Annotated in this window: 24 protein-coding genes; 13 read left to right on the forward strand and 11 right to left on the reverse strand. The window is 63.7% G+C overall.

Annotated features, from left to right (window positions below; genetic code table 11):
- Positions 1-2: 2 nt before the first annotated feature.
- The 9 genes from murD (at position 3) to lpxC (ending at position 10,398) form a co-directional block, all read left to right on the forward strand.
- Entirely contained in the window at positions 3-1,346 is a 1,344-nt protein-coding gene (murD, locus tag OUY36_RS05190) for a UDP-N-acetylmuramoyl-L-alanine--D-glutamate ligase (protein ID WP_267937031.1), read from the forward strand.
- Positions 1,346-2,569, forward strand: coding sequence for a putative lipid II flippase FtsW (ftsW, locus tag OUY36_RS05195; RefSeq protein WP_156244367.1), 1,224 nt, complete (start codon positions 1,346-1,348; stop codon positions 2,567-2,569). The genes murD and ftsW overlap by 1 nt, the downstream gene beginning before the upstream one ends.
- Positions 2,559-3,629, forward strand: a complete 1,071-nt coding sequence (gene murG, locus OUY36_RS05200; RefSeq protein ID WP_156244368.1) for an undecaprenyldiphospho-muramoylpentapeptide beta-N-acetylglucosaminyltransferase — start codon at positions 2,559-2,561, stop codon at positions 3,627-3,629. Before ftsW ends, murG begins: the two co-directional genes overlap by 11 nt.
- Positions 3,622-5,079: a UDP-N-acetylmuramate--L-alanine ligase gene (gene murC, locus OUY36_RS05205; protein WP_267937034.1), complete on the forward strand. Its 1,458-nt coding sequence runs from the start codon at positions 3,622-3,624 to the stop codon at positions 5,077-5,079. Before murG ends, murC begins: the two co-directional genes overlap by 8 nt.
- The gene (locus OUY36_RS05210) at positions 5,076-6,020 is read left to right on the forward strand and encodes a D-alanine--D-alanine ligase (protein WP_267937037.1); all 945 of its coding nucleotides are present in this window, start codon (positions 5,076-5,078) and stop codon (positions 6,018-6,020) included. The genes murC and OUY36_RS05210 overlap by 4 nt, the downstream gene beginning before the upstream one ends.
- A 3-nt stretch (positions 6,021-6,023) precedes the next feature.
- On the forward strand, positions 6,024-6,881 hold the full coding sequence (locus OUY36_RS05215) for a cell division protein FtsQ/DivIB (protein WP_102840602.1): 858 nt from the start codon (positions 6,024-6,026) through the stop codon (positions 6,879-6,881).
- A 12-nt stretch (positions 6,882-6,893) separates the two neighbouring features.
- Positions 6,894-8,141: a cell division protein FtsA gene (gene ftsA / locus OUY36_RS05220; protein ID WP_063544519.1), complete on the forward strand. Its 1,248-nt coding sequence runs from the start codon at positions 6,894-6,896 to the stop codon at positions 8,139-8,141.
- A gap of 48 nt (positions 8,142-8,189) precedes the next feature.
- The gene (gene ftsZ / locus OUY36_RS05225) at positions 8,190-9,371 is read left to right on the forward strand and encodes a cell division protein FtsZ (protein WP_063544521.1); all 1,182 of its coding nucleotides are present in this window, start codon (positions 8,190-8,192) and stop codon (positions 9,369-9,371) included.
- A gap of 115 nt (positions 9,372-9,486) precedes the next feature.
- Positions 9,487-10,398, forward strand: coding sequence for a UDP-3-O-acyl-N-acetylglucosamine deacetylase (gene lpxC, locus OUY36_RS05230; protein ID WP_013981967.1), 912 nt, complete (start codon positions 9,487-9,489; stop codon positions 10,396-10,398).
- Positions 10,399-10,489: 91 nt separating this feature from the next.
- On the opposite strand, the gene OUY36_RS05235 is transcribed toward lpxC, so the two are convergent.
- The 9 genes from OUY36_RS05235 to OUY36_RS05275 all read right to left on the reverse strand — a co-directional run bounded on the left by OUY36_RS05235 (position 10,490) and on the right by OUY36_RS05275 (position 17,264).
- Complete coding sequence (locus tag OUY36_RS05235; RefSeq protein ID WP_011912275.1) at positions 10,490-11,023, reverse strand: ferritin-like domain-containing protein; 534 nt, start codon at positions 11,021-11,023, stop codon at positions 10,490-10,492.
- Positions 11,024-11,249: 226 nt separating this feature from the next.
- Positions 11,250-11,648, reverse strand: coding sequence for a Rho termination factor N-terminal domain-containing protein (locus OUY36_RS05240; RefSeq protein ID WP_125883241.1), 399 nt, complete (start codon positions 11,646-11,648; stop codon positions 11,250-11,252).
- A 55-nt stretch (positions 11,649-11,703) separates the two neighbouring features.
- Complete coding sequence (osmE, locus tag OUY36_RS05245) at positions 11,704-12,045, reverse strand: osmotically-inducible lipoprotein OsmE (protein WP_125883243.1); 342 nt, start codon at positions 12,043-12,045, stop codon at positions 11,704-11,706.
- Between the two features lie 57 nt (positions 12,046-12,102).
- Positions 12,103-13,446, reverse strand: coding sequence for a PQQ-dependent sugar dehydrogenase (locus tag OUY36_RS05250; RefSeq protein ID WP_267937045.1), 1,344 nt, complete (start codon positions 13,444-13,446; stop codon positions 12,103-12,105).
- Between the two features lie 29 nt (positions 13,447-13,475).
- Positions 13,476-13,994 (reverse strand): MgtC/SapB family protein, encoded by a 519-nt coding sequence (locus tag OUY36_RS05255; protein ID WP_110779018.1) that lies wholly within the window; start codon positions 13,992-13,994, stop codon positions 13,476-13,478.
- A 58-nt stretch (positions 13,995-14,052) separates the two neighbouring features.
- Positions 14,053-15,075, reverse strand: a complete 1,023-nt coding sequence (locus tag OUY36_RS05260) for a DUF5924 family protein (RefSeq protein ID WP_110777948.1) — start codon at positions 15,073-15,075, stop codon at positions 14,053-14,055.
- 142 nt (positions 15,076-15,217) lie between these two features.
- Positions 15,218-15,703, reverse strand: a complete 486-nt coding sequence (locus tag OUY36_RS05265) for an SgcJ/EcaC family oxidoreductase (protein ID WP_110777946.1) — start codon at positions 15,701-15,703, stop codon at positions 15,218-15,220.
- Between the two features lie 121 nt (positions 15,704-15,824).
- Entirely contained in the window at positions 15,825-16,295 is a 471-nt protein-coding gene (locus OUY36_RS05270) for a DUF2726 domain-containing protein (protein WP_156244373.1), read from the reverse strand.
- A gap of 381 nt (positions 16,296-16,676) precedes the next feature.
- A complete protein-coding gene (locus OUY36_RS05275; protein WP_102840610.1) occupies positions 16,677-17,264 on the reverse strand; it encodes a TIGR00730 family Rossman fold protein in 588 nt (195 codons plus the stop codon).
- A 727-nt stretch (positions 17,265-17,991) separates the two neighbouring features.
- Between OUY36_RS05275 and OUY36_RS05280 the strand changes: the two genes are divergently transcribed.
- The gene (locus OUY36_RS05280; RefSeq protein WP_063544535.1) at positions 17,992-18,903 is read left to right on the forward strand and encodes an SDR family oxidoreductase; all 912 of its coding nucleotides are present in this window, start codon (positions 17,992-17,994) and stop codon (positions 18,901-18,903) included.
- 41 nt (positions 18,904-18,944) lie between these two features.
- On the opposite strand, the gene dauA is transcribed toward OUY36_RS05280, so the two are convergent.
- A complete protein-coding gene (gene dauA, locus OUY36_RS05285; RefSeq protein ID WP_267937052.1) occupies positions 18,945-20,675 on the reverse strand; it encodes a C4-dicarboxylic acid transporter DauA in 1,731 nt (576 codons plus the stop codon).
- 193 nt (positions 20,676-20,868) lie between these two features.
- Between dauA and OUY36_RS05290 the strand changes: the two genes are divergently transcribed.
- Positions 20,869-21,156, forward strand: a complete 288-nt coding sequence (locus OUY36_RS05290) for a PA4642 family protein (RefSeq protein WP_044316277.1) — start codon at positions 20,869-20,871, stop codon at positions 21,154-21,156.
- 347 nt (positions 21,157-21,503) lie between these two features.
- Entirely contained in the window at positions 21,504-22,994 is a 1,491-nt protein-coding gene (gene mqo, locus OUY36_RS05295; protein WP_267937056.1) for a malate dehydrogenase (quinone), read from the forward strand.
- Positions 22,995-23,069: 75 nt separating this feature from the next.
- Here the strand turns inward: mqo and OUY36_RS05300 are convergent, their stop codons facing one another.
- On the reverse strand, positions 23,070-23,261 hold the full coding sequence (locus OUY36_RS05300) for a hypothetical protein (protein WP_125870865.1): 192 nt from the start codon (positions 23,259-23,261) through the stop codon (positions 23,070-23,072).
- Positions 23,262-23,435: 174 nt separating this feature from the next.
- On the opposite strand from OUY36_RS05300, the gene OUY36_RS05305 reads away from it, so the two are divergent.
- The gene (locus OUY36_RS05305) at positions 23,436-24,020 is read left to right on the forward strand and encodes a YajG family lipoprotein (RefSeq protein WP_063544543.1); all 585 of its coding nucleotides are present in this window, start codon (positions 23,436-23,438) and stop codon (positions 24,018-24,020) included.
- The last annotated feature ends 37 nt before the right edge of the window (positions 24,021-24,057 follow it).

Below are 24,057 nucleotides of genomic sequence, written 5' to 3' on the forward strand. Positions count from 1 at the left end.
ACGTGCTCATCGCTTCCGACCATTTCCGCATCGTTGTCGGCCTCGGCAAAAGCGGCATGTCCCTGGTTCGCCATCTGGCGCGCCGCGGGCTGCCGTTTGCCGTCGTCGATACCCGTGCGAATCCGCCGGAGCTGGCCTCGTTGCAGGCGGAGTACCCGGACGTGCAGGTGCGCTGCGGCGAGCTGGATGTGGACTTCCTCTGTACCGCCAGCGAGCTGCTGGTGAGCCCCGGCCTGCCGGTCAGCACTCCCGCGCTGCAGGCGGCGGCGGCCCGCGGGGTCAAGCTGTCTGGAGATATCGAGCTGTTCGCCCGTGAAGCCAAGGCGCCGATCGTCGCGATCACCGGCTCCAATGCCAAGAGCACTGTGACCACGCTGGTCGGCGAGATGGCCGCTGCGGCCGGGCGCAAGGTGGCGGTTGGCGGCAACCTCGGCACGCCAGCGCTAGATCTCCTGGCCGACGATGTCGAGCTGTACGTACTGGAGTTGTCCAGCTTCCAGCTGGAGACCACCGAGCAGCTCAATGCCGAAGTGGCCACTTGTCTGAATATCAGCGAAGACCACATGGACCGTTACAGCGGGCTGCCGGCTTACCACCAGGCCAAGCACCGCATCTTCCGTGGTGCACGCCAGGTGGTGGTCAATCGCGACGACCGCCTCAGCCGGCCGCTGGTGGGCGAGGATGTTCCGACTTGGACCTTCGGTCTCGGCAAGCCTGACTTCAAGGGCTTCGGGCTGTTCGAGGAGCGCGGCGAGAAGTACCTGGCGTTCCAGTTCGAAGCGCTGATGCCGGTTCGCGAGCTGAAGATCCGTGGCGCACACAACCAGTCGAATGCGCTGGCGGCTCTCGCTCTCGGGCATGCCGTAGGTCTGCCATTCGAGCCGATGCTCGAGACGCTGCGACGTTTCGCCGGTTTGCCGCACCGTTGCCAATGGGTCGGCGAGCATCAGGCCGTCAGTTATTACGATGATTCCAAAGCCACCAACGTGGGCGCGGCACTGGCAGCCATCGAAGGACTGGGCGCGGATATTGACGGCAAGCTGGTGCTGATCGCTGGCGGTGACGGCAAGGGCGCCGACTTCTCCGGGCTGCGTACCCCTGTCTCGCGTTATTGCCGCGCCGTGGTTCTGCTCGGTCGTGACGCATCGCGTCTGGCCGAGGCGCTGGGCGATGCAGCACCTCTGGTGCATGTAGCCAGCCTGGAAGAGGCGGTGCAGCGCGCCGCCGAACATGCAGAGGCGGGGGATGCTGTACTGCTCTCGCCTGCCTGCGCCAGCCTGGACATGTTCAAGAACTTCGAAGAGCGCGGTCGCCTGTTCGCCGCTGCGGTGGAGGCGCTCGACTGATGCTCGCCTTCCTGCGTCATGCACCTTCGCCCTTGTTCGGCCGCCGCGGCGTGGATCTGGATTTCCCGATGCTGGCCGGCTGCCTGGCGCTGCTGGGGCTTGGCCTGGTGATGATCACCTCGGCGTCGTCGGAGGTGGCCGCGGTCAACTCCGGCAACCCGCTGTACCACATGATCCGTCACCTGATCTATGTGCTGCTGGGCCTTGGCGCAGCGGTTGCCGTCCTGCTGGTGCCGTTGTCCGCCTGGCAGCGCCTTGACTGGATGCTGTTGCTGGCAGCGTTCGGGCTGCTGATTCTGGTGCTGCTGCCGGGCATCGGCCGCGAGGTGAATGGCTCGATGCGCTGGATTGGTTTCGGCGCGTTCAACGTACAGCCTTCCGAACTGGCCAAGGTATTCGTGGTTATCTATCTGGCCGGTTATCTGGTGCGCCGCCAGGAGGAAGTCCGCGAAAGCCTCTGGGGCTTCGCCAAGCCGTTCCTGGTGCTGCTGCCAATGGCGTTCCTGTTGCTGCTGGAGCCCGACTTCGGCGCGACAGTGGTGATGATGGGCGCTGCGGTGGCCATGCTGTTCCTCGGCGGGGTCGGCATGATCCGCTTCAGCCTGCTGGTGATCGCTGCGGTCGGTGCGGTGGTGGTGCTGGTGCAGACCCAGGAGTACCGCCTGCAGCGTCTGATCACCTTTACCGACCCCTGGGCGGATCAGTATGGCGCCGGCTATCAGCTGACCCAGGCGTTGATCGCCTTCGGACGTGGCGAATGGTTCGGCGTCGGTCTGGGCAACAGCGTGCAGAAGCAGTTCTACCTGCCCGAAGCGCACACCGACTTCGTGTTCTCGGTACTGGCCGAAGAGCTGGGTATGATCGGTGCGCTGGCGACCATCGCCCTGTTTGCCTTCGTCGGCGTGCGTGCTCTCTACATCGGCCTCTGGGCAGAGAAGGCCCGGCAGTTCTTCTCCGCCTATGTGGCGTGGGGCCTGGCGTTTCTCTGGCTGGGCCAGTTCCTGATCAACGTCGGGGTGAATGTCGGCCTGTTGCCGACCAAGGGCCTGACGCTGCCCTTCCTCAGCTATGGCGGCAGCTCGTTGGTAGTGACTTGCGCGAGCATGGCGCTGCTGCTGCGCATCGAGTGGGAAAGCCGCACCGTGCTGGGCAGTGAGGACACCGAGTTCGACGAGTCCGACTTCGCCGAGCCGCCGGCCAAGGAGGTCGCCCATGGCCGCTAACGTGCTGATCATGGCCGGCGGTACCGGTGGCCACGTGTTCCCGGCGCTGGCCTGCGCGCGCGAGTTCCAGGCGCGTGGCTATGCGGTGCATTGGCTCGGCACGCCGCGTGGCATCGAGAATGAACTGGTACCCGCCGCTGGGTTGCCGCTGCATCTGATTCAGGTCAGCGGATTGCGCGGCAAGAGCCTTGCGTCGCTGATCAAGGCGCCACTGCAGCTGGTCCGTTCGCTGTTCCAGGCGCGCCGCATCATCCGCGAGCTGCGCCCGGTGTGTGTGTTGGGCCTGGGTGGCTACGTAACCGGTCCCGGCGGGCTGGCCGCCAAGCTGGCTGGCGTGCCGCTGGTGATCCATGAGCAGAACGCCGTCGCCGGTACGGCCAATCGTGGCCTCGTGCCGCTTTCCAGCCGTGTCTGCGAGGCCTTCCCGGACACCTTCAAGGCCAGCGCTAAGCGCCGCACCACCGGCAATCCGGTGCGCGAGGAGCTGTTCCTAGAAACCCCGCGCGACAGCCTGGCTCAGCGCCGGCCGCGCCTGCTGGTGCTGGGCGGCAGCCTGGGTGCCGAGCCGCTGAACAAACTGTTGCCCGCCGCGCTGGCGCAGGTCCCCGTGGAACTGCGGCCGGAGGTGTTCCATCAGGCCGGCAAGCAGCACGCCGAAATCACCAAGCAGCGCTACGCCGAGACGGGTGTCGAGGCCGAGGTTGCGCCCTTCATCAAGGACATGGCGCGGGCGTACGCCTGGGCCGATCTGGTGATCTGCCGCGCCGGTGCGCTCACCGTGTGCGAGCTGGCCGCCGCCGGGCTGCCGTCCTTCTTGGTGCCGCTGCCGCATGCCATCGACGACCACCAGACGCGCAATGCCGAATATCTGGCGAAGGAGGGCGCTGCCGTCCTTCTGCCACAAGCCAAGACTGATGCGGCCGCGCTCGCCGCTCAGCTGACCGAGGTAATGATGCAGCCGGAAAAACTCAAGGCCATGGGGGCCACCGCGCGCCGTCTGGCCCGGCCCGACGCCACCCGCCGCGTGGTCGATATCTGTCTGGAGGTGGCCCATGGCTAAGTCTCCCGCCGCGGTGAAAGCCGAAGTTCGCCGTATGCGCCGTATCCGCCGCATCCACTTCGTCGGCATCGGCGGGGTCGGCATGTGCGGCATCGCCGAAGTGCTGCTCAACCTCGGCTACGAGGTGTCCGGTTCGGACCTCAAGGAATCGGCCAGTACCGAGCGCCTGCAGAGCTTCGGCGCGCAGATCTTCATCGGCCATCAGGCAGGCAATGTCGCCGGTGCCGACGTGCTGGTGGTGTCCAGTGCGATCAATTCGGCCAATCCGGAAGTGGCCCTGGCCCTGGAACAGCGCATCCCGGTGGTGCCGCGCGCCGAGATGCTCGCCGAGCTGATGCGCTATCGGCATGGCATCGCCGTTGCCGGAACCCACGGCAAGACCACTACCACCAGCCTGCTGGCTTCGGTGTTCGCAGCAGGCGGGCTCGATCCGACCTTTGTCATCGGTGGCCGTCTGACCGCGGCCGGCACCAATGCCCAGCTGGGCAGCAGCCGTTACCTGATCGCCGAAGCGGACGAAAGCGACGCCAGCTTCCTGCACCTGCAGCCGATGGTGGCGGTGGTAACCAACATCGACGCCGACCACATGAGCACCTATGGCGGCGACTTCGGCAAGCTGAAGAAGACCTTCGTGGAGTTCCTGCACAACCTGCCGTTCTACGGCTTGGCGGTGCTCTGCGTCGACGATTCGGTGGTGCGCGAGATCATCCCGCAGATCGGTCGCCCGATCACCACCTACGGCTTCGGCGAAGACGCCGACGTGCGCGCCATCAACGTTCGCCAGGAAGGCATGCGCACCTATTTCACCGTGCTGCGCGACGGTTGCGAGCCGCTCGACGTGTCGGTGCACATGCCAGGCAACCACAACGTGCTCAACGCCCTGGCCACCATTGCCATTGCCACAGACGAGGGCATCGACGACGAGGCCATCGTCCAGGGCCTGGCTGAGTTCGCTGGTGTCGGCCGTCGCTTCCAGGTTTATGGCGAGCTGCCGGTCGAGGATGGCAGCGTGATGCTGGTGGACGACTATGGTCACCACCCGCGTGAAGTCGCCGCGGTGATCAAGGCGGTGCGCGGCGGCTGGCCGGAGCGGCGCCTGGTGATGGTCTACCAGCCACACCGATACAGCCGCACCCGCGACCTCTACGATGACTTCGTGCAGGTGCTCGGCGAATCCAATGTGCTGCTGCTGATGGAAGTCTACCCGGCCGGTGAAGAGCCCATCCCCGGCGCCGACAGCCGCCAGCTGTGCCACAGCATCCGCCAGCGCGGTCAGCTCGATCCGATCTACGTCGAGCGCGGCGTAGATCTGGCGCCGCTGGTCAAGCCGCTGCTGCGTGCCGGCGACATCCTGCTTTGCCAGGGCGCCGGTGATATCGGCGGGCTGGCGCCGCAACTTCTCAAGAGTCCCCTGTTCGGTGGCGATGACGCCGCAAGGAAAAGCAAATGATGGCTTTGCAATCGACGCGCGACCCCAAGGAATTCGGCCGCGTCGCCGTGCTCTTCGGCGGCAAGAGCGCCGAGCGCGAGGTCTCCCTCAAGTCCGGCGCTGCTGTGCTCGAGGCCCTGCAGGCGGCGGGCGTGGATGCTTTCGGCATCGATGCTGGCGATGACCTGCTGCAGCGGCTGAGCAGTGAACGGATCGACCGCGCGTTCATCGTCCTGCACGGCCGTGGCGGTGAGGATGGCAGCATGCAGGGCCTGCTGGAATGTGCCGGGATTCCGTACACCGGCAGCGGCATTCTCGCCTCGGCGCTGGCCATGGATAAATTGCGTACCAAGCAGGTCTGGCAAAGCCTCGGCCTGCCGACGCCGCAGCATGCGGTGCTGGCCAGCGAAGCCGATTGCCGGACTGCGGCCGAGACCCTGGGCTTTCCGCTGATCGTCAAGCCGGCCCATGAGGGGTCGAGCATCGGCATGGCCAAGGTTGGCGATGTCGCCGAGCTGGTCGCCGCCTGGCGCGCCGCGAGCACCTATGACGCGCAGGTGCTGGTCGAGCAGTGGATCCAGGGTCCCGAATTCACCGTGGCGGTGCTGCACGGTCAGGTGTTGCCACCGATTGGCCTGGGCACGCCTCACACGTTCTACGACTACGACGCCAAGTACCTGGCCTCCGATACCCAGTACCGGATCCCTTGCGGGCTGGACGCGGCCCGTGAAGAGGAGCTCAAGGTCCTCTCGGCGCGCGCCTGCGAGGCGGTGGGTATCCGCGGCTGGGCGCGGGTGGACGTGATGCAGGACGCCGAGGGCAATTTCTGGCTGCTGGAAGTGAATACCGTTCCGGGCATGACCGACCACAGCCTGGTGCCAATGGCGGCGCGTGCCGCCGGTCTGGATTTCCAGCAACTGGTGCTGAGCATTCTCGATGACAGCCTTGAGGCGGGGAACTAAGCCATGATCACCACGCTGCGCCATTCGCAACCCGCCAACGGACGTGCCTCGCGCAAGCCCGTGCAACGGGGTGCGAGTCGCCTGGTGACACCACAGCCGCTGTCGCAGCGCCTGCCCAGGCCCAGCCTTGCCGGGCTGAAGCGCTTCGCCTGGCCCGTGCTGCTGGTCGGTCTGGCGGTCGGCTTGTACGAGCTGGGCGAGCGCTTGCTGCCCTATGCCGATCGGCCAATCGCCAAGGTCAGCGTGCAGGGCGAGTTGGGCTACGTCAGCCGTGAGGCGGTCCAGCAGCGGATCGCGCCTTTCGTCGAGCAGAGCTTCTTCAAGGTTGATCTGAACGGCATGCGTCACCAACTCGAACAGATGCCCTGGATCGCCCATGTCGAGGTTCGCCGTGTATGGCCGGATCAGGTGATGGTGCGTCTGGATGAGCAATTGCCGATTGCCCGTTGGGGAGGCGAAGCATTGCTTAACAATAAGGGACAGGCTTTCTCGCCGGATGACCTGAGCCGATATGAACACTTGCCACATTTGTATGGTCCGAAGCGGGCCCAACAGCGGGTCATGCAGCAATACCAGATGCTCAGCCAAATGCTGCGCCCGCTGGGATTCTCCATTTCCCGCCTCGAGCTGCGTGAACGTGGAAGCTGGTTCCTGACTACCAACCAGGGCATCGAGTTGTTGCTGGGGCGGGACCAGGTTGTAGAAAAAATGCGTCGCTTCACTGCCATCTATCAAAAGGCGCTGGAGCAGGAAAGCGAGAAGATCGCACGGATCGATCTGCGCTATGCGAACGGCCTGGCTGTTGCCTGGCATGAGCCGATCCCGACCGCGACGGATGCGACCGTCGCTGCGAAGAATTGAGGAATGAAACACATGTCGAGCGTGCAAAGCGGCAAGATGATCGTCGGCCTGGACATCGGCACCTCCAAGGTGGTGGCGCTGGTGGGCGAGGTGACCGCCGATGGTGAACTGGAAATCGTGGGCATCGGTACCCATCCTTCGCGCGGCCTGAAGAAGGGCGTGGTGGTCAACATCGAATCCACCGTGCAGTCGATCCAGCGCGCTATCGAAGAAGCCCAGCTGATGGCCGGCTGCCGCATCCATTCTGCCTTCGTCGGTCTGGCCGGCAACCACATCCGCAGCCTGAATTCCCACGGCATCGTGGCGATTCGCGACCGCGAGGTCAGCAGCGCCGATCTGGAGCGCGTGCTCGATGCGGCGCAGGCGGTGGCGATCCCCGCCGACCAGCGCGTGCTACACACGCTGCCGCAGGACTACGTGATCGACAACCAGGAGGGCGTGCGCGAGCCGCTGGGCATGTCCGGTGTGCGCCTGGAGGCCAAGGTCCATGTGGTCACCTGCGCGGTGAACGCCGCGCAGAATGTCGAGAAGTGCGTGCGCCGCTGTGGCCTGGAAGTGGACGACATCATCCTTGAGCAGCTGGCCTCGGCCCATGCCGTGCTGACCGATGACGAGAAGGAACTGGGCGTCTGCCTGGTCGATATCGGCGGGGGCACCACCGACATCTGCATCTTCACCGAGGGTGCGATTCGCCATACGGCCGTCATCCCGATCGCCGGCGACCAGGTCACCAACGACATCGCCATGGCGTTGCGTACGCCGACCCAGTATGCCGAGGAGATCAAGATTCGTTATGCTTGCGCGTTGGCCAAGCTGGCCGGTGCGGGTGAGACCATCAAGGTTCCCAGCGTCGGCGACCGCCCTCCGCGCGAACTTTCGCGGCAGGCCCTGGCAGAGGTGGTCGAGCCGCGTTACGACGAGCTCTTCACCCTGATTCAGGCCGAGCTGCGGCGTAGCGGATACGAGGATCTGGTCCCAGCCGGGATCGTTCTCACTGGCGGTACAGCGAAGATGGAAGGAGCCGTCGACCTGGCCGAGGAAATCTTTCACATGCCGGTGCGCCTGGGCGTGCCGCACAGCGTCAAGGGACTGACCGACGTAGTACGCAATCCAATTTATTCGACGGGCGTGGGCCTGCTGCTGTACGGACTGCACAAGCAGGCCGACGGCGTTCCCGTGCCTGGGCTCGGCAATTTCGCCGACGAATCAAAGGCGTCTGTTCTGGACCGGCTCAAGGGCTGGATCCAGGGCAATTTTTAAGCAGTGCGCTGTAAAACCAAAACTAGAAAGCTGGAAGGAGAGAGGGAAATGTTCGAACTCGTAGATCATACCCCGCAAAGTGCAGTCATCAAGGTCATCGGCGTTGGTGGTGGTGGCGGCAATGCCGTGAACCACATGGTTCGCAACAACGTCGAAGGCGTCGAATTCATCTGTGCCAACACCGATGCGCAGGCGCTGAAGAAAATCGAAGCGCGTACCGTGCTGCAGCTCGGCTCGGCCATCACCAAGGGCCTGGGCGCTGGCACCAACCCAGACATCGGCCGTCAGGCTGCGATGGAAGACCGTGAGCGCATCGCCGAAGTACTGGAAGGTGCGGACATGGTGTTCATCACCACCGGCATGGGTGGCGGTACCGGTACCGGTGCTGCGCCGATCATCGCTTCGGTCGCCAAGGAAATGGGCATCTTGACCGTCGCCGTGGTCACCCGTCCGTTCCCGTTCGAAGGCCGTCGCCGCATGCAGGTTGCCGACGAGGGCATCCGTGCGCTGTCCGAGTGCGTCGACTCGCTGATCACCATCCCCAACGAGAAGCTGCTGACCATCCTCGGCAAGGACGCGAGCCTGCTGGCTGCTTTCGCCAAGGCTGATGACGTGCTGACCGGCGCGGTACGTGGCATTTCCGACATCATGCAGCGTCCGGGCCTGATGAACGTCGACTTCGCCGACGTCAAGACCGTCATGGGCGAGATGGGCATGGCCATGATGGGCACCGGTTGCTCCACCGGTCCGAATCGCGCCCGTGAAGCGACCGAGGCGGCCATTCGCAACCCGCTGCTGGAAGACGTCAACCTGCAGGGCGCACGTGGCATTCTGGTCAATATCACCGCTGGTCTGGACCTGTCGCTCGGCGAATACGCCGCAGTGGGCGAGATCATCGAGGCCTTCGCTTCCGATGAAGCCACCGTCAAGGTTGGTGCCGTGATCGATCCGGACATGGCCGACGAGCTGCATGTCACCGTGGTCGCCACCGGCCTGGGTCCGCGTAACGAAAAGCCGGTGAAAGTCATCGACAACACCGTGCAGACCGTTGCCGCCTCGGCGCCGGCCCCGCGTCAGCAGGAGCAGGCTGCCGTGAACTACCGCGATCTGGAGCGCCCGACGGTCATGCGCAATCAGGCCCATGCAGCGGCCACCGCGGCCAAGCTGAACCCACAGGAGGATCTGGATTATCTGGATATTCCGGCGTTCCTGCGTCGTCAGGCCGATTGATTGAAGTTATCAGGACTATTGTTGTGATTGGTGTTCAGCAAAGTTGGCATCTGCTATTATCGCCGCCAATTGTTGAAAACTATTCGCAACTAGTGCTACAGCGAAGCAAAAGGCCATGATCAGACAACGCACCCTGAAGAACATCATTCGCGCCACCGGCGTCGGCTTGCATTCGGGAGAGAAGGTTTATCTCACCCTGAAACCGGCACCGGTGGACACCGGGATCGTGTTCTGTCGCACCGACCTCAACCCGCCTGTGGAGATTCCCGCGCGGGCCGAGAATGTTGGCGAAACCACCATGTCCACAACGCTGGTCAACGGTGACGTCAAGGTCGACACAGTGGAGCATCTGCTTTCGGCAATGGCCGGCCTGGGGATCGACAACGCCTACGTCGAACTCTCCGCGTCGGAAGTGCCGATCATGGACGGCAGCGCTGGGCCTTTCGTATTCCTGATTCAATCCGCCGGCCTGCAGGAGCAGGACGCCCACAAGAAGTTCATCCGCATCAAGCGTGAAGTGACGGTCGAGGAGGGCGACAAGCGCGCGACCTTCCTGCCTTTCGACGGCTTCAAGGTGAGCTTCGAGATCGATTTCGATCACCCGGTTTTCAAGGGTCGCACCCAGACCGCCAGTGTGGACTTCTCGAGCACTTCCTTCGTCAAGGAAGTCAGCCGTGCACGTACCTTCGGGTTCATGCGTGACATCGAGTTCCTCCGCTCGCACAACCTGGCTCTGGGCGGCAGCGTCGAGAACGCCATCGTGGTGGACGAAACCAGTGTGCTCAACGAAGACGGCCTGCGTTACGAGGACGAGTTCGTGAAGCACAAGATTCTCGATGCTATCGGTGATCTGTACTTGCTGGGCACCAGCCTGATCGGCGAATTCCGCGGCTATAAATCCGGTCACGCGTTGAACAACCGTTTGCTGCGCACCCTGATGGCACAGAAGGATGCGTGGGAACTGGTGACCTTCGATGACCCGCAGACCGCACCGATCTCCTACATGCGTCCGGTGGCAGCCGGCTAAGCTGTACCTCTCTTCCTAAATTCAAGGCCACCCTCGGGTGGCCTTTTTTTATTCTGCAACACAGCTGGCATGCGAGCCGGCGGATCGCGGTTCAGTTCATGCCGTCCAGCAGGCCGGCCAAGTCGTCGGCATGCTCCTCTTCCTGCGCCAGGATGTCCTCGAAGATGCGCCGAGTGGTGGGGTCCTTGTCGCCGATGTACTGGACGATCTCGCGATAGCTGTCGATGGCAATGCGTTCGGCCACCAGGTTCTCGAAGACCATGTCGCGCAGGCCGTTGCCCTCGGCGTACTGCGCATGGGCGCGTTCGGTGAGGCTGTCAGGATTGAAGTCGGGCTCGCCACCCAGCTGAACGATCCGCTCGGCCAGGCGATCGGCATGCTCCTGCTCCTCATTGGCGTGCTCGAGGAACTCGGCGGCGGCGACGCTGGATTTCAGCCCGGTCGCCATGTAGTAGTGACGCTTGTAGCGCAGGTAGCAGACCAGCTCGGTGGCCAGCGCCTCGTTCAGCAGGTTGATCACCACCTCGCGGTCGGCCGAATAGCTCTCGGTGACCGCGCCATTCTCGACGTGTTGACGGGCCCGTTCGCGCAGGCTCTGTTTGTCGCTCAGTTGTACGTAACTCATCGCCATCTCCTGGTCTGTGCACCGCGGTGCAGTGCTTCACGGTTCGCCAATTGAGATCGGGATGCTGGCGAAAAGTTTAGCCCCGCCACCTGTTCTGGTGGCGGAGGCTCCGGTTCGGACTGGCCAGGACCGGGCTCGTCGATGGGCACCGGCTCGCCTGGGTCCTCGCGCTTGGGATTGCCCGGGGCCGGCACTGGAGGCTGTTGGTTGGTCGCGATTGACACCATCAGCTTAGCGCCTTCAGCAACTCGTCCTTGCGCATCTTCGAGCGGCCACGAATGTCGCGCTCGCGAGCCTTTTCCATCAGCTGGTCGCGGGTCATGTCGGCAAGGCTGGTGCTGGATGAACCTGAGCCGCGTGCCGAGCCCTTGTTGGGCGACTTGCCCTTGCGCGCATCGGCGGCCCGATGGGCCGAATCCTTCCGGTCGGCGCGCTTGGCGGTCCCGCTCTTGCTTTTGCCTGAACCACCCTTGCGCTCGCCACCCCCGGACTGCTTGTTGACCGTGGCCCAGGCGCGCGCTTCGGCCTCCTTCTCGGGCACGCCACGCTCCTCGTAGCTTTCCTCGATGTGCTCAGCCTTGCGCTGTTGCTTGTCGGTGTACTTGGATTTGTCTCCACGGGGCATGGTGAAAGCTCCTCTGCCATCTAGCGCTGTGTTTCGAAGCTTGAATGCAGACCTTTCAGCGACGCAGGTTGCGCTGGTTTTCCTCGAGCTGCTTGCAGGTCAGGAAGCCCTGGCCATCCACCCGACCGGCACTGTCGAAACTGACGTAGTAGGGCTGCTGCTTGCCGTCCCGGTTGAGGATGTAGTCGTGGCACAGGCCGGGTACCACGGTGCGAGCCGTAGCCCGGGACGGCTCACCGCCGATGCCGAGTACGCGCGCCTGGGTCATGCCGGTTTCCACGTCCCGTACCAGCGGCTCGTCGCGATAGGTAATTCGATCGACAGGGTTCTGCACGTTGCCGGAGCAGCCGATCAACAGAGCCGCCGGAGCGATGACGAAAAGAGTGCGTTTGAACATGTGAGAGCCTCAGGCCGGACGGTCATGCTTTTATGGCCATCGGGCGCCTCGCAAGGTTCAACGTGGCGACGCATCGGCAGCTCGGCGGTCGTCTGGAGTGACGCGCCAGATGACGTCACCCACGTCATCGGCAACCAGCAGCGCGCCGTGCCGGTCCACCGCGACGCCGACGGGCCGGCCCATGGCTTCGCTCGCGGCGTTGACGAAGCCGCTCAGCACGTCTTCTGCCTGCCCGGCCGGCTTACCATCGCGAAAGGGAATGAACACCACCTTGTAGCCGCTACGGGGCCTGCGGTTCCATGAGCCGTGCTGTCCAACGAATGCGCCGTGCAGGTAGCGTGATGGCAGCAGCCTGCCCTCGTAGAAGGCGAGCCCGAGGGAGGCGGTATGCGCGCCGAGCGCGTAGTCCGGGACGATGGCGCGTTCGACCAGATCCGGTCGCTGCGGTTTGACCCGAACATCGACATGCTGGCCGAAGTAGCTGTAGGGCCAGCCATAGAAGCCGCCGTCCTGGACCGAGGTCATGTAGTCCGGAACCAGATCACTGCCGATCTCGTCACGCTCGTTGACGGTGGTCCAGAGAGCGCCGGTTTCACGGTGCCAGGCCAGGCCGTTGGGGTTGCGCAGGCCGGAGGCGAACATCCGCAGCGTGCCAGCCTGTGGGTCGACTTCCAGTATCGCGGCGCGGTTGACCTCGGCGGCCATGCCGTTCTCCGCCACATTGCTGTTGGAGCCGCTGGTAACGTACAGCCGCGAGCCGTCCCGGCTGGCGATGACGTTCTTGGTCCAGTGATGGTTGATCGGGCCCGCGGGCAGGTCCACTACCTTGTGCGCGGGCGCTGTGATGCGGAGAGCACCGCGTTCGTAGGGGTAGCGCAGCAGGGCGTCGGTATTGGCCACATAGAAGCTGTCGCCGACCAGCGCCATGCCGAACGGCGAATTGAGGTTGTCGAGCAAGGTGCTGCGCACTTCCGGCACGCCGTCACCGTCGCTGTCTCGCAGCAGGGTGATGCGATTGGCGCTTGGTCCACCTGAGCCGGCGCGCGCCATGATCTTCTTGGCAATCCAGCCACGCAGGCCCTGGCTCTCCTGTTTCGGCGGCGCGTCGCTTTCGGCCACCAGCACATCCCCATTGGGAAGCACGTACAGCCAGCGTGGATGGTCCAGGTCCGTGGCGAATGCGTCGACGCGCAGACCGGGCGCGGCCTGCGGCTTGGCGCCGGATGGCCAGCCCTTGGCCGGGGCGATGTGAACCGTTGGCAGCAACGTCTTGTTCGGCTCGGGCAGAGCCGGTGTCGGGCCATAGCCGCTTTCCACCGGCAGCTTGGCGGTTTCGCTGCAGCCGCCGAGGGCAAGCAGCGCGCCGAGAAGCAGCGTGACGATCCGTGTATGGGACAGCATTGAGTGATCCTCGGTTGAACGATGGCCAGTCAGGGCGCGCGATTGGCCTCGCGTCGCTTGCGTGCTGCGCGTCTGGCGGAGTGCCGTTCCAGGCGTGGCATCAGCACGAAAATCGCGAGTGCCAGCAGGGTGCTCAGCACCGCCGTGGCCTCATGCCCGAGGCCGACGGCGACGCCGATCGCTGCAGTCAGCCAGATACCGGCAGCGGTAGTCAGCCCCTTCACATCCTCGGCCGAATTGCCCTTGAGGATGGTGCCTGCGCCGAGAAAACCAATGCCGGTGACAAGCCCCTGAATGACGCGGGAGATGTCTTCCGGCGACATGCCGACCTGAACTGGCACCAGCACGAACAGCGCGGCACCCAGGGCGACCAGCATGTGCGTACGCAAGCCGGCAGCCTTGCGCTTGAGTTCCCTTTCATAGCCGAGCAGGCCCCCCAGCAAGGACGCGATCAGCAGGCGGCTGCTGACCCGTGTCGCATCCCCCAGGTCGGTGATATCGGAAAACTCCGCGGTTACGGTACTGGAGACGATCGCCCACCATTCCATGTCCTTCTCCATGCCACGCTGGTCCTGATATGGAGTCGCGGCAGTGGCCGGGGGTTCGCTACTCGGTGACACGGAAGCGCAGCATGCCGATCATCTGGCCGGCTTCGGTGACGACGCGAACGCGCCAGCGGCCCGCGGGCTGCGCGGGAAAGTTGCGCTTGTGTGTCCATGCCCGATAGCCGGCCTCACGGCCGCCGCTGATGTCCAGAGCGATCCGGTCAACGCGACGGCCGTTGTGCGTCCATTCGTGATAGATGCGCTCCTTCAGACCCCGTGGCGCGTTGATCGCGGTGTAGGCGTACAGACCGTTGATGCTCAGCTCGGCGGTACTGACCTCTCGCAGGCCCTTGCCGGGCTTGCGTTGGCGATCATCGAGGCTCATGGTCACGGCGACATCGGTCAGCCACAGCGTTGCCGGCGGGACCCAGGTTCGCCCCAGCCATCCGGCTGCGCCGACCGCTACCGCCAGCAGCAGGACGCCCGGCACGTTGCGCCAGCGCCAACGAGGAAAAAGCCCGCTGAGGCTGGGTAGCGCAAGGAGCACCGCCACCGCGAGCGCCAGTTGGTAGCTCTGCGGCGTGGACAGGTGGAGGATGATCGGCAAGGCCGTGAGCAGCACCGCGAAGAGCGTCAGCGCATGGAAGCCGAGATACACCCAGCGCCTCGGGGCGAGCCATCGGTAATAAAGCGGATCGATCAGCGAGACCAGTGCCGCCGCCCCGAGCAGGCCGGTGAACAACGCCTGGCCGCTGTTCCAGGTGGTGGTGATGGCGAAGAACGGAATGATGAAGAACAGGCTCTCCTGGTGCACCATCTGCGTCGCATAGCGCAACAGAGGGGGCGGCACCTGCCAGCCGAACCAGCGCTGCAGGCTGCGGCGCAGACTGGACTCCAGCACCAGCCAGAGCCAGCTGATCAGCATGATGAACGCGATGACCTTGGCCAGCCCTGCATGCCGTTCGACCAGCACAAAACTGGCGACTCCGGAAATGAACCCGAACAGCGCGACGGTGCCTGGGTACCGCCGGATCAGCCGGTTTGCCAGGTCGAACAGGTTTGACAGCAAGGGTCTGAGGCGCATGAGTGACTCGAGGATTCTAAAGCGACGTGCCTGCCTGAAGTATCAGGCATGTCGGGAGTGCTGCATACGCGCTACTGACTCGATACCCCTGGCCTCCATCAAGTGGCTCGGCCGGCCAGCGCCGGCCGACCAGGGTGCGCACTCAGTGGGCGCTGTTGGGTGCCTGCTGCGCGGCCTCAACCTTTTGTGGCATGGCTGAGGAATGGTGGCTGGTAATCAACCAGTCGCCAGCCTCATCGACCCATTTGTAGGTAAAGGTATAGCGCGCCGGGACCGTGTTGCCGTCGCCCAGCCTGAAGCTGTACAGCCCTGTGTCCAGCGCAGTGTTGCAATCGATCATGATCATCCGCGAGACGATCTCGCCCTTGGGCTTCAATGCCAGGAAGTGTTCGAAGTAATCCCGTTTGGCTTCCGGCGTTTCCCGCGGCGTGTTGGATACCGTCGGCAGCAGCATCGAGTTCTGAGCGTAGTTTTCGACTACCCGCTGCGGATCGCCGGATTGCACATCTGCATTCCAGCGGTCGAACAGCGCGGCAACCTGCTTTTCGTCGGTGGCCTGGCAAGCCTGGTCATTCGCCAGCGCCGGGAATGCGGCAAGCGAGAGGAGTAGGGGGAATGCGTATTTCATGGCGTGACTCATGGACGGTGGTCGAAACGCGGAATGAATCCGCTGTGATACGGCGCGGCGTGAGCGACGCCGCGCACGGTTGTGACCGTCCGGTTCCCGAGTCATTCCCGCCAGTGGTCGCTCAGGCTTCGATGGCGGCCATGATCGCCTCGTGCACCGCGGTGTAGGAGTTGGTCTTGTCCGCTGGCAAACGAACTCGCGGCAGGCCGACGGTACTGCATAACCGCTCCCTGAATTCATCGTCGGTATCGTCCAGATCGACCGCGCAGACGGGCTGCAGTGTCTGGCTGTCGCACAGCAGGAAGTCGAAACGCGCCGCTGCGATGCGGTTGGTGGCCCGATACCAGTAAGCTCGCCGGGCTATGGCGGTCACCTCGACGACCTCGGCGACGCCGACCTTGGGCAGAATCAGGTACGTCTGGCCGACGGTGCGTTGCAGCATCTCGAATAGTTCACGTTCTGCCGGAGAGAACACCGGGTCCTTCAGGCGATAGGGATACTGCAGTGCCGGATGGTTGAGCTGGCGATTCTTGACGAAGAACACCAGCACGAAACAGAGGAACGCCACCAGCGTCAGGGCGAGCCAGCTCATAGGTGCCTCCAGCGAAGGTTGGATTTCTGATCGGCGCCGGCAAGCCACGGCGCATGTCGTCCAGTTGAGTGCTGAGTATGGAATTGGTTCGTCTGGCTTATCCACGATAGCTGTGCGCGATGCTGTGGATAACCGCTGAGTTGTCTTCTGTAATGCCTGCCGGACAAGCGTTCGGGCGAACTGTTCAGGATTTGAGCAGTATTGGCTCAAGTTCTTGCGCGAGGGTTTTGAGGCTGCCGCGAGCTAGGACGATGGACGCTATCAGAGGTTTATCCACGGCTATTGTGGATGCTCATGTGGATAACATGGGGGCGCTGCGCTGCAGGCCAGTGGTACCTTGGCCTGCAGCACGTTGGTTGGATTTTGAACAGCCGTCTCCGCTCAGCGGGGAGCAGCCTTTGCCCAGCGACTGTGCGCTGGAGGCTGCCACGCCTCGAGCAGCTGGATGAGAGCCTGTGGATCGTCGCTGCGCTGCAGCATCTCGCGGTGTGGACTGCGGACGAAGCCCTCTTCCACCAAGTGATCGAGGAAGTGGCTGAGCTTGCTGTAGAAGTGATGTACATCCAGCAGGCCAAGCGGCTTGGGATGGTAGCCAAGCTGGCCCCAGGTCCATACCTCGAACAGTTCTTCCAGTGTTCCCAGCCCGCCGGGCAGGGCGATAAAGGCGTCCGCCAGTTCGGCCATGCGTGCCTTGCGCGCATGCATGCCGTCGACGACTTCCAATCGGGTTAGGCCAGTGTGGCCGACTTCGGCGTCCTTCAGGCTCTGCGGAATGATGCCGATGACCTCGCCACCGGCCGCCATGGTGGCATCCGCGACCACCCCCATCAGGCCGACGGCACCGCCGCCGTAGACGAGGCGGATACCGTTGGCGGCCAGGGTGCGGCCGAGCTCCTGGGCGGCTTGTTCATAGACGGGATTGGTACCGCGGCTGGCGCCGCAGAAAACACAGATGGAACGCAGGGACATCGGCTACTCCGCTGGTTGGGGCTGGCAGCGAAGGTTACGCCGCCATGCCCCGCCGGCCAAGGGAGACTGACGTCCTGGATCGAGCGCCAGGAAATGACACTTAGCGGTCGCTCAGCACCCTGCGGCAGCCGAAGCGTAATTGGCGAACAGACGCTCGAACAGGCTGTGGCTGAACATGGTGGGTCCTCCTCGCTTCGTTGATGGACTCATGCTATGACCCATGCGCCGGCGTTGCTCTTAGTTTTTGACCATTACGGCGATAGCGCCATGTCTATGCTCAGTTTTCCCCGAATTGTGTGCGTGACTCTGTGGATAACCTTGGGAAGGCTGGCTGCAAGCGAAGCGCAGTCAGGCTTGGGTCGGCTAGTACGTTTTTTGCCCAACCATGTGCTGTGCGATCGCAGGCCGCATTGCAGAAGGCTTGACGGGGGTTTTGTCAAGGTCGCAGGCCATGATATTCGGCGGTTGGATCGTCCCCGGTTATCCACGGAAGCTGTGGAAAACTCTGTGAGTTGTTTGGGCAAACAAACCCGCAAGCGGCTAACGGCGTGGCCGAGACGATGCTGAGTGAAATCCGCTCAGGTCCATGACTGATCAAGACGGGTCATCCCCAGCCCTTATGCCGCGGCATTCATTTCTGGCGGATTGCTTGTGAGGGCGACAAGGCCTGTTGAACACTCCGGTCCTCGCATCTCATCCAACAAGAAACCGCTGAGGGAGTTCGCATATGACTGATGCCATCCGCTTCGAAGACAAGGTCGTGATCGTGACCGGGGCCGGCGGTGGGCTGGGGCGCGCCCATGCGCTGCTGTTCGCCCGCCATGGCGCCAGGGTGGTGGTCAACGACCTGGGCGGCAGTACCCAGGGCGAGGGCGCGAACAGTTCCGCGGCCGATCGGGTGGTCGAGGAGATTCGCCAGGCCGGTGGCGAGGCTGTCGCCAATCATGACTCGGTCACCGACGGCGATCGCATCGTTCAGCAGGCGCTGGACACCTACGGTCGTATCGACGTGGTGGTCAACAATGCGGGCATCCTGCGTGACAAGACCTTCCACAAGATGGATGACGCCGACTGGGATCTGGTCTATCGCGTGCACGTCGAGGGCTCCTACAAGGTGACCCGTGCCGCCTGGTCGCATATGCGTGAGCAGGGTTATGGCCGGGTGATCTTCACCGCCTCGACCTCCGGCATCTACGGTAACTTCGGTCAGTCCAACTACGGCATGGCCAAGCTCGGCTTGTACGGCCTGACCCGGACCCTGGCGTTGGAAGGGCGCAAGAACAATGTGCTGGTCAATGCCATTGCGCCTACCGGTGGTACCCGGATGACCGAGGGGCTGATCCCGCCCCAGGTGTTCGAGCAACTCAAGCCGGAGCTGGTCAGCCCGCTGGTCGTCTACCTGGGCAGCGAACAGTGTCAGGACACCGGCGGCCTGTTCGAAGTGGGCGGCGGCTGGATGGGCAAGGTACGTTGGGAGCGCAGCCTTGGTGCGGGCTTCGATCCGAAGGCCGGGTTCGATGCCGAGGATGTCGCGGCGCAATGGCAGCAGATCTGCAATTTCGAGAACGCGGCGCATCCGGCCGACAACATCGAAGCGCTGAAGGAGATGATGGCCAACCTGCAGAAGTATGCCGGCTGACCGTTCTCCGTATGAGCGTCCGCCGGGCTGCCGGCGGATCGTCAGGCCGGGGCCGCGTCTGGCTCCGGTCGCAATAGGCGCAGCGCTTTTTCCCGCGCCTGACTGAGATTGCGCACGTACAGCAGATGCCCCTGCAGGCGATGGATGCCGGCACGGCGCAGCTTCAGCCGGACCTGCGCACTGCTGCCGCTGAGGATGAGGGTGACGCCCAGCCTGCGGTAATCCACCAGCACGTTTTCCAATGCGGCCAACGCGGTCATGTCCAGCATCGGCACGGCGCTGATGTCGACGATCACCACCTTGACCTCGGGATTGAAGCGCCGCAGCGCGCCCAGCGCCTTTTCCGCAGCGCCAAAGAACAGCGGGCCGCGAATGGCATAGGTGGCGACATGTTCGGGCATGTCCTGAAGCACGCGACGCTGCTCGCGGGACAGCGTAGTGGTGTCGGTCAGCTCGCTCATGCGCTTGATGAACAGCCCCGCTGCCAGCAGCAGGCCGACACCTACGGCCAGTACCATGTCGAACAGTACCGTGAGAATCAGGCAGGTCAGCAACACCAGCACGTCGCTGCGCGGCGCGATGCGCAGCACATGCATCACGTGCGGCGCCTCGCTCATGTTCCAGGCCACCATCACCAGCAGCGCTGCCAGTGCTGCCATCGGCAGGTAGCTGAACAGCGGCGCCAGCCAGAGGATCGCCACCAGTACCACACCGGCGTGAATAATCGAGGCCAGCGGCGAAAACGCGCCGGCTCTGACATTGGTTGCGCTGCGGGCGATGGCTGCGGTCGCGGTGATGCCGCCGAACAGTGGCGCAACCAGGTTGCCGAGGCCTTGACCGATCAGCTCGCCGTTGGGCTCGTGGTTGCTGCCGGTCATGCCGTCGGCCACTACGGCGCAGAGCAGCGATTCGATGGCGCCGAGCATGGCGATGGCGAAGGCTGGCGCCAGCAGTTCACGGAACAGTTCGTAGCTCAGTTCCAGGGGCTGGCCGTCCGCTCCGGGCAGCAGCCAGGGCCAGGCGAAATCAGGCAGGAATGGCGGAATGCCGGGGTGGGTGGCGCCGTCCAGGGTATAGCTGAACCGTTCGCCAAGGGTCGCCACTGACAATCCGGACGATTCCAGCAGCAAACCTGCCAGCGCGCCGACGGTCAGCGCCACCAGATGACCGGGCACCTTCGGCACCCAGCGCGGCCAGATGATCAACAGCGCCAGACAGATCGCCGCCACCAGCGCATCGCCCATATGTGCGTCGGGCAGTGAGCGCAGCACCAGGCCGACCTGCTCGACGTAATGCTGCGGCTGCTCGGTGAGGGTCAGGCCGAACAGGTCTTTGATCTGCAAGGTAGCGATGACGATACCGATGCCCGCGGTAAAGCCGAGGGTAACGGGGTAGGGGATGAAGGCGATCAGGCGGCCGGCGCGCAGCAGGCCGAGCGTGATCAGGATCAGGCCGGCAAGCATGGTGCACAGCAGCAGCCCGCCAAGGCCGAACTGCTGGGTGATCGGCAACAGGATCACCACGAACGCCGCCGTCGGCCCTGAGACGTTGAAGCGCGAGCCCCCGGTCAGTGCGATCAGCGGAGCGGCCACCAGCACCGTGTACAGGCCGTGCTGGGGGGCCACGCCGACTGCTATCGCCAGCGCCATGGCCAGCGGGATGGCGATGATGCCGACGGTCAAGCCGGCACTGATGTCCCCGCGCAAAGCGCGGGCTCCGTATCCCAGGCTCAGGGCCTGCCGCCATGCCGCAAACAGAGGGGGGAACTTCATGTGCGGAACGCTCCTTGTAGGCGAGGGCGCCATTATAGGCGCCAGATACCACTTGTTATTTGTGGCGAACAATCGCTCGCGATGGTGGCCAGGCGATGTACGACCTTGGTCGCAAGCAGGTCTGGCGCGTTGAGTGAGCCGGCTGCGAGGAGTAAACTGCCGCCCCCGTGAGACCCCGTGGACCGGAGGCGGCATGCGTAAAGACAAGAAACAGGTGATTGGCGACGAGATCGCGGACGATTCGATCAAGCTGTTTCTTCAGCCTGAGCCGGCTGACGATACGCCCCCTTCGCTGCACAAGCTGATCAAGGCCTATCGTGGCCTGCGCATCGATGACTTCGAACGCTTCCTCGGCTTCTTCGTGGCTGCCGGCTACGACCTGGACGCCCGGGATGCCAAAGGGCAGAGCTTTATCGACCTGGTTGCCGACCAGCGTCAGGCCAGGCCCTATATCGAGCTGATCGAAGCCATGCGCGACTGAACCGCCGGTCGCTGTTTCGTATCGAACGCATCGGATCGCCTGTGCGCGCCATACGAAGCGCGACGACGATCAGGCTCGGCAACAGATTCGCAATCGTTTTTTCTCGCCGCGTCCGCCGTTGAGCATTGGGTAAGGCCCGCTCCGGAGGGACGGCAGCGAGAGGAAGGAGGCCAAAAGCCGCCCTTCCGACAGCTGGCAGGCAGCCTGTGGCTGCCTGTTCTCGGGCACATGTTCCCGAGCAGCGGTCCAGGCACATGCTCCGTTCCTGACCGTCTGGCTGGTGGGTTTTACGGGGCCGCGTACTGCGGTCTCGACAGTTTAATGCTGTGATTCTGGAGAACGCGTTGATGACGCAACACGATAGCGAAGCAGTGGATATGGTGCTGGTGGGAGCCGGCATCATGAGCGCGACCCTGGCGGTACTGCTCAAGGAACTCGATCCCAATATCAAGCTGGAAATCGTCGAGCTGCAGGAATCCGGAGCCATCGAAAGCTCCAACCCGTGGAACAACGCGGGTACCGGCCACGCGGGCCTTTGCGAGCTGAACTACACCCCTGACAGCAAAGACGGCACGATCGACATCAAGAAGGCCGTGCTGATCAACACGCAGTTCGAGGTCTCCAAGCAGTTCTGGGCCTACCTGGCCGACCGCGAAGGCTTCGGCTCCCCGCGCGATTTCATCAATCCTGTTCCGCACCTGAGCTTCGTGCGCGGCAGCAAGAACATCGACTATCTCAAGCGTCGCTTCGATGCGCTGAAGACCCATCACGCCTTCGCGGACATGGAGTACAGCGAGGATCGCGCGACTCTGGCCGAGTGGATGCCGCTGATGATGCCGGGCCGCGATCCGAGCGAGCCGATCGCCGCAACACGCGCCATGAACGGCACCGACGTCAACTTCGGTGCGGTGACCAGCCAACTGCTTGGCTATCTGTCGCGCAGCGGTGGCGTCAAGGTGTCCTACAACCAGAAGGTCACTGGCCTCGATCGTACGGCCAGCGGCTGGAAGGTCGACATCAAGAACACCCGCACCGGCGACTCGCGCCAGGTGCAGGCCGGCTTCGTTTTCCTGGGTGCTGGCGGCGCTGCGCTGCCGCTGCTGCAGATGTCCGGTATCGAGGAAGGCAAGGGCTTCGGCGGCTTCCCGGTCAGCGGCCAGTGGCTGCGCTGCGACAACCAGGAAATCGTCAAGCAGCACCAGGCCAAGGTCTACAGCCTGGCCGCGGTCGGCGCGCCGCCGATGTCGGTGCCGCACCTCGATACCCGCGTCGTCGACGGCAAGAAGTCCCTGCTGTTCGGACCCTATGCCGGCTTTACCACCAAGTTCCTCAAGCGCGGTTCGTTCATGGACCTGCCGCTGTCGATTCGTCCGAGCAACATTGGCCCGATGATGGCCGTGGCGCGCGACAACATGGACCTGACCCGCTACCTGATCAAGGAAGTGATGCAGTCCATGGAGGATCGCCTGGAAACGCTGCGCGGCTTCTATCCCGAGGCCAAGGCCGAAGACTGGCGCCTGGAGATTGCCGGCCAGCGCGTGCAGATCATCAAGAAGGACCCGAAGAAGGGCGGCATTCTGCAGTTCGGCACCGAACTGGTCGCAGCGAAGGACGGCACCATCGCCGCGCTGCTCGGCGCATCGCCGGGTGCTTCGGTGACTGTGTCCATCATGCTCGATCTGCTCGAGCGCTGCTTCCCCGAGCAGTACCGCTCGCAGGCCTGGTCGAGCAAGCTGCAGGAAATGTTCCCGGCACGCGAAGCCATGCTGCAGAACGACGCGGCAGCCTATCGTGAGATCAGCCAGATGGCGGACAAGCGCCTCGGCCTGACCTACTGACCAGCTGCGCTGAAGCGAAAAAAGCCCCGTACCGAACGTACGGGGCTTTTTTGTGCCTCCGGTTTTACCTGCGCATCACGCCGCGCGCAGGCTCTCGGCGGGAAGCGGCTGGCCAATCCAGCTCAGGCGAACTTCCTCCACCTCGATCCAGGCGGCGCCCGCGGGCTTGCAGGCACTGCTGAGCAGCATGCGGCAGCGGCCATGTTCATCCAGCAGCGCGAAGTGGCGAGCGGGGCGGCGGCGCAATAGGGAAATCAGCTGTCGCATGATGGTCTGCACTCATGGTGATTGGCGTCTCGTCGTTATCGCAAAGCCCTGTGACAACTGCGTGAAAAGGAACGCGGCAGTGGCGCCGCCGGTCTGAATCGCATCACTGTCGGCGCGTCGTGCCGGTGGGTATACTGCGCCGCATTCATCGCCCCTAACCCTGGAGAAAACAGCATGCTGCAACGCCTGTTGTTCGGTCTTGTCACCGTTCTTGGAATGAGTCTGGTCGGTTGTGCCCACAGCCCGCAGCAGCTCGACCCGAACCCCAAACTCAACGGCACCATCAATCCCGTTGGCCAGGGGCAGCCCGTGGTCGTACGGGTGGTCGATGCGCGCCCATCGCCGACCCTCGGCACTCGTGGCGGCCTGTATCCGGAAACCAGCGCGGTGATCGTGCCGAGTGCCAAGGTCATCCCCAAGCTGCAGGCCCAGACCGAAGCCGCCGTGCGGCTGCTCGGTTTCACGCCATCGCCGAACGCCTATAACGCACCGCAGCTGACGCTGACCTTGGCCGAGCTTAAGTATCAGTCGCCGAAAGAGGGGCTGTACGTCACCGAGGCCAACATCGGCGCGACGCTGAAGGTCGAGGTGCAGAATGCCGGCAAGCGCTACAACGGCCGTTATGGGGCCTCGTTGAATCAGCGCTTCGGCATGGCGCCCAACGAGCAGACCAACACCAAGCTGGTCAGTGACGTCTTGAGCGACGCGCTGACTCGGGTGTTCCGCGACGACAACATCGGTCGTCTGCTGGCTGAGTAAGCCTGCGCGCAATACCGCAAGCCTCTCCGAACCCCGC

It is taken from the genome of Stutzerimonas sp. R40042, from assembly GCF_026642215.1.
GTDB classification, from domain to species: Bacteria; Pseudomonadota; Gammaproteobacteria; order Pseudomonadales; family Pseudomonadaceae; genus Stutzerimonas; species Stutzerimonas frequens.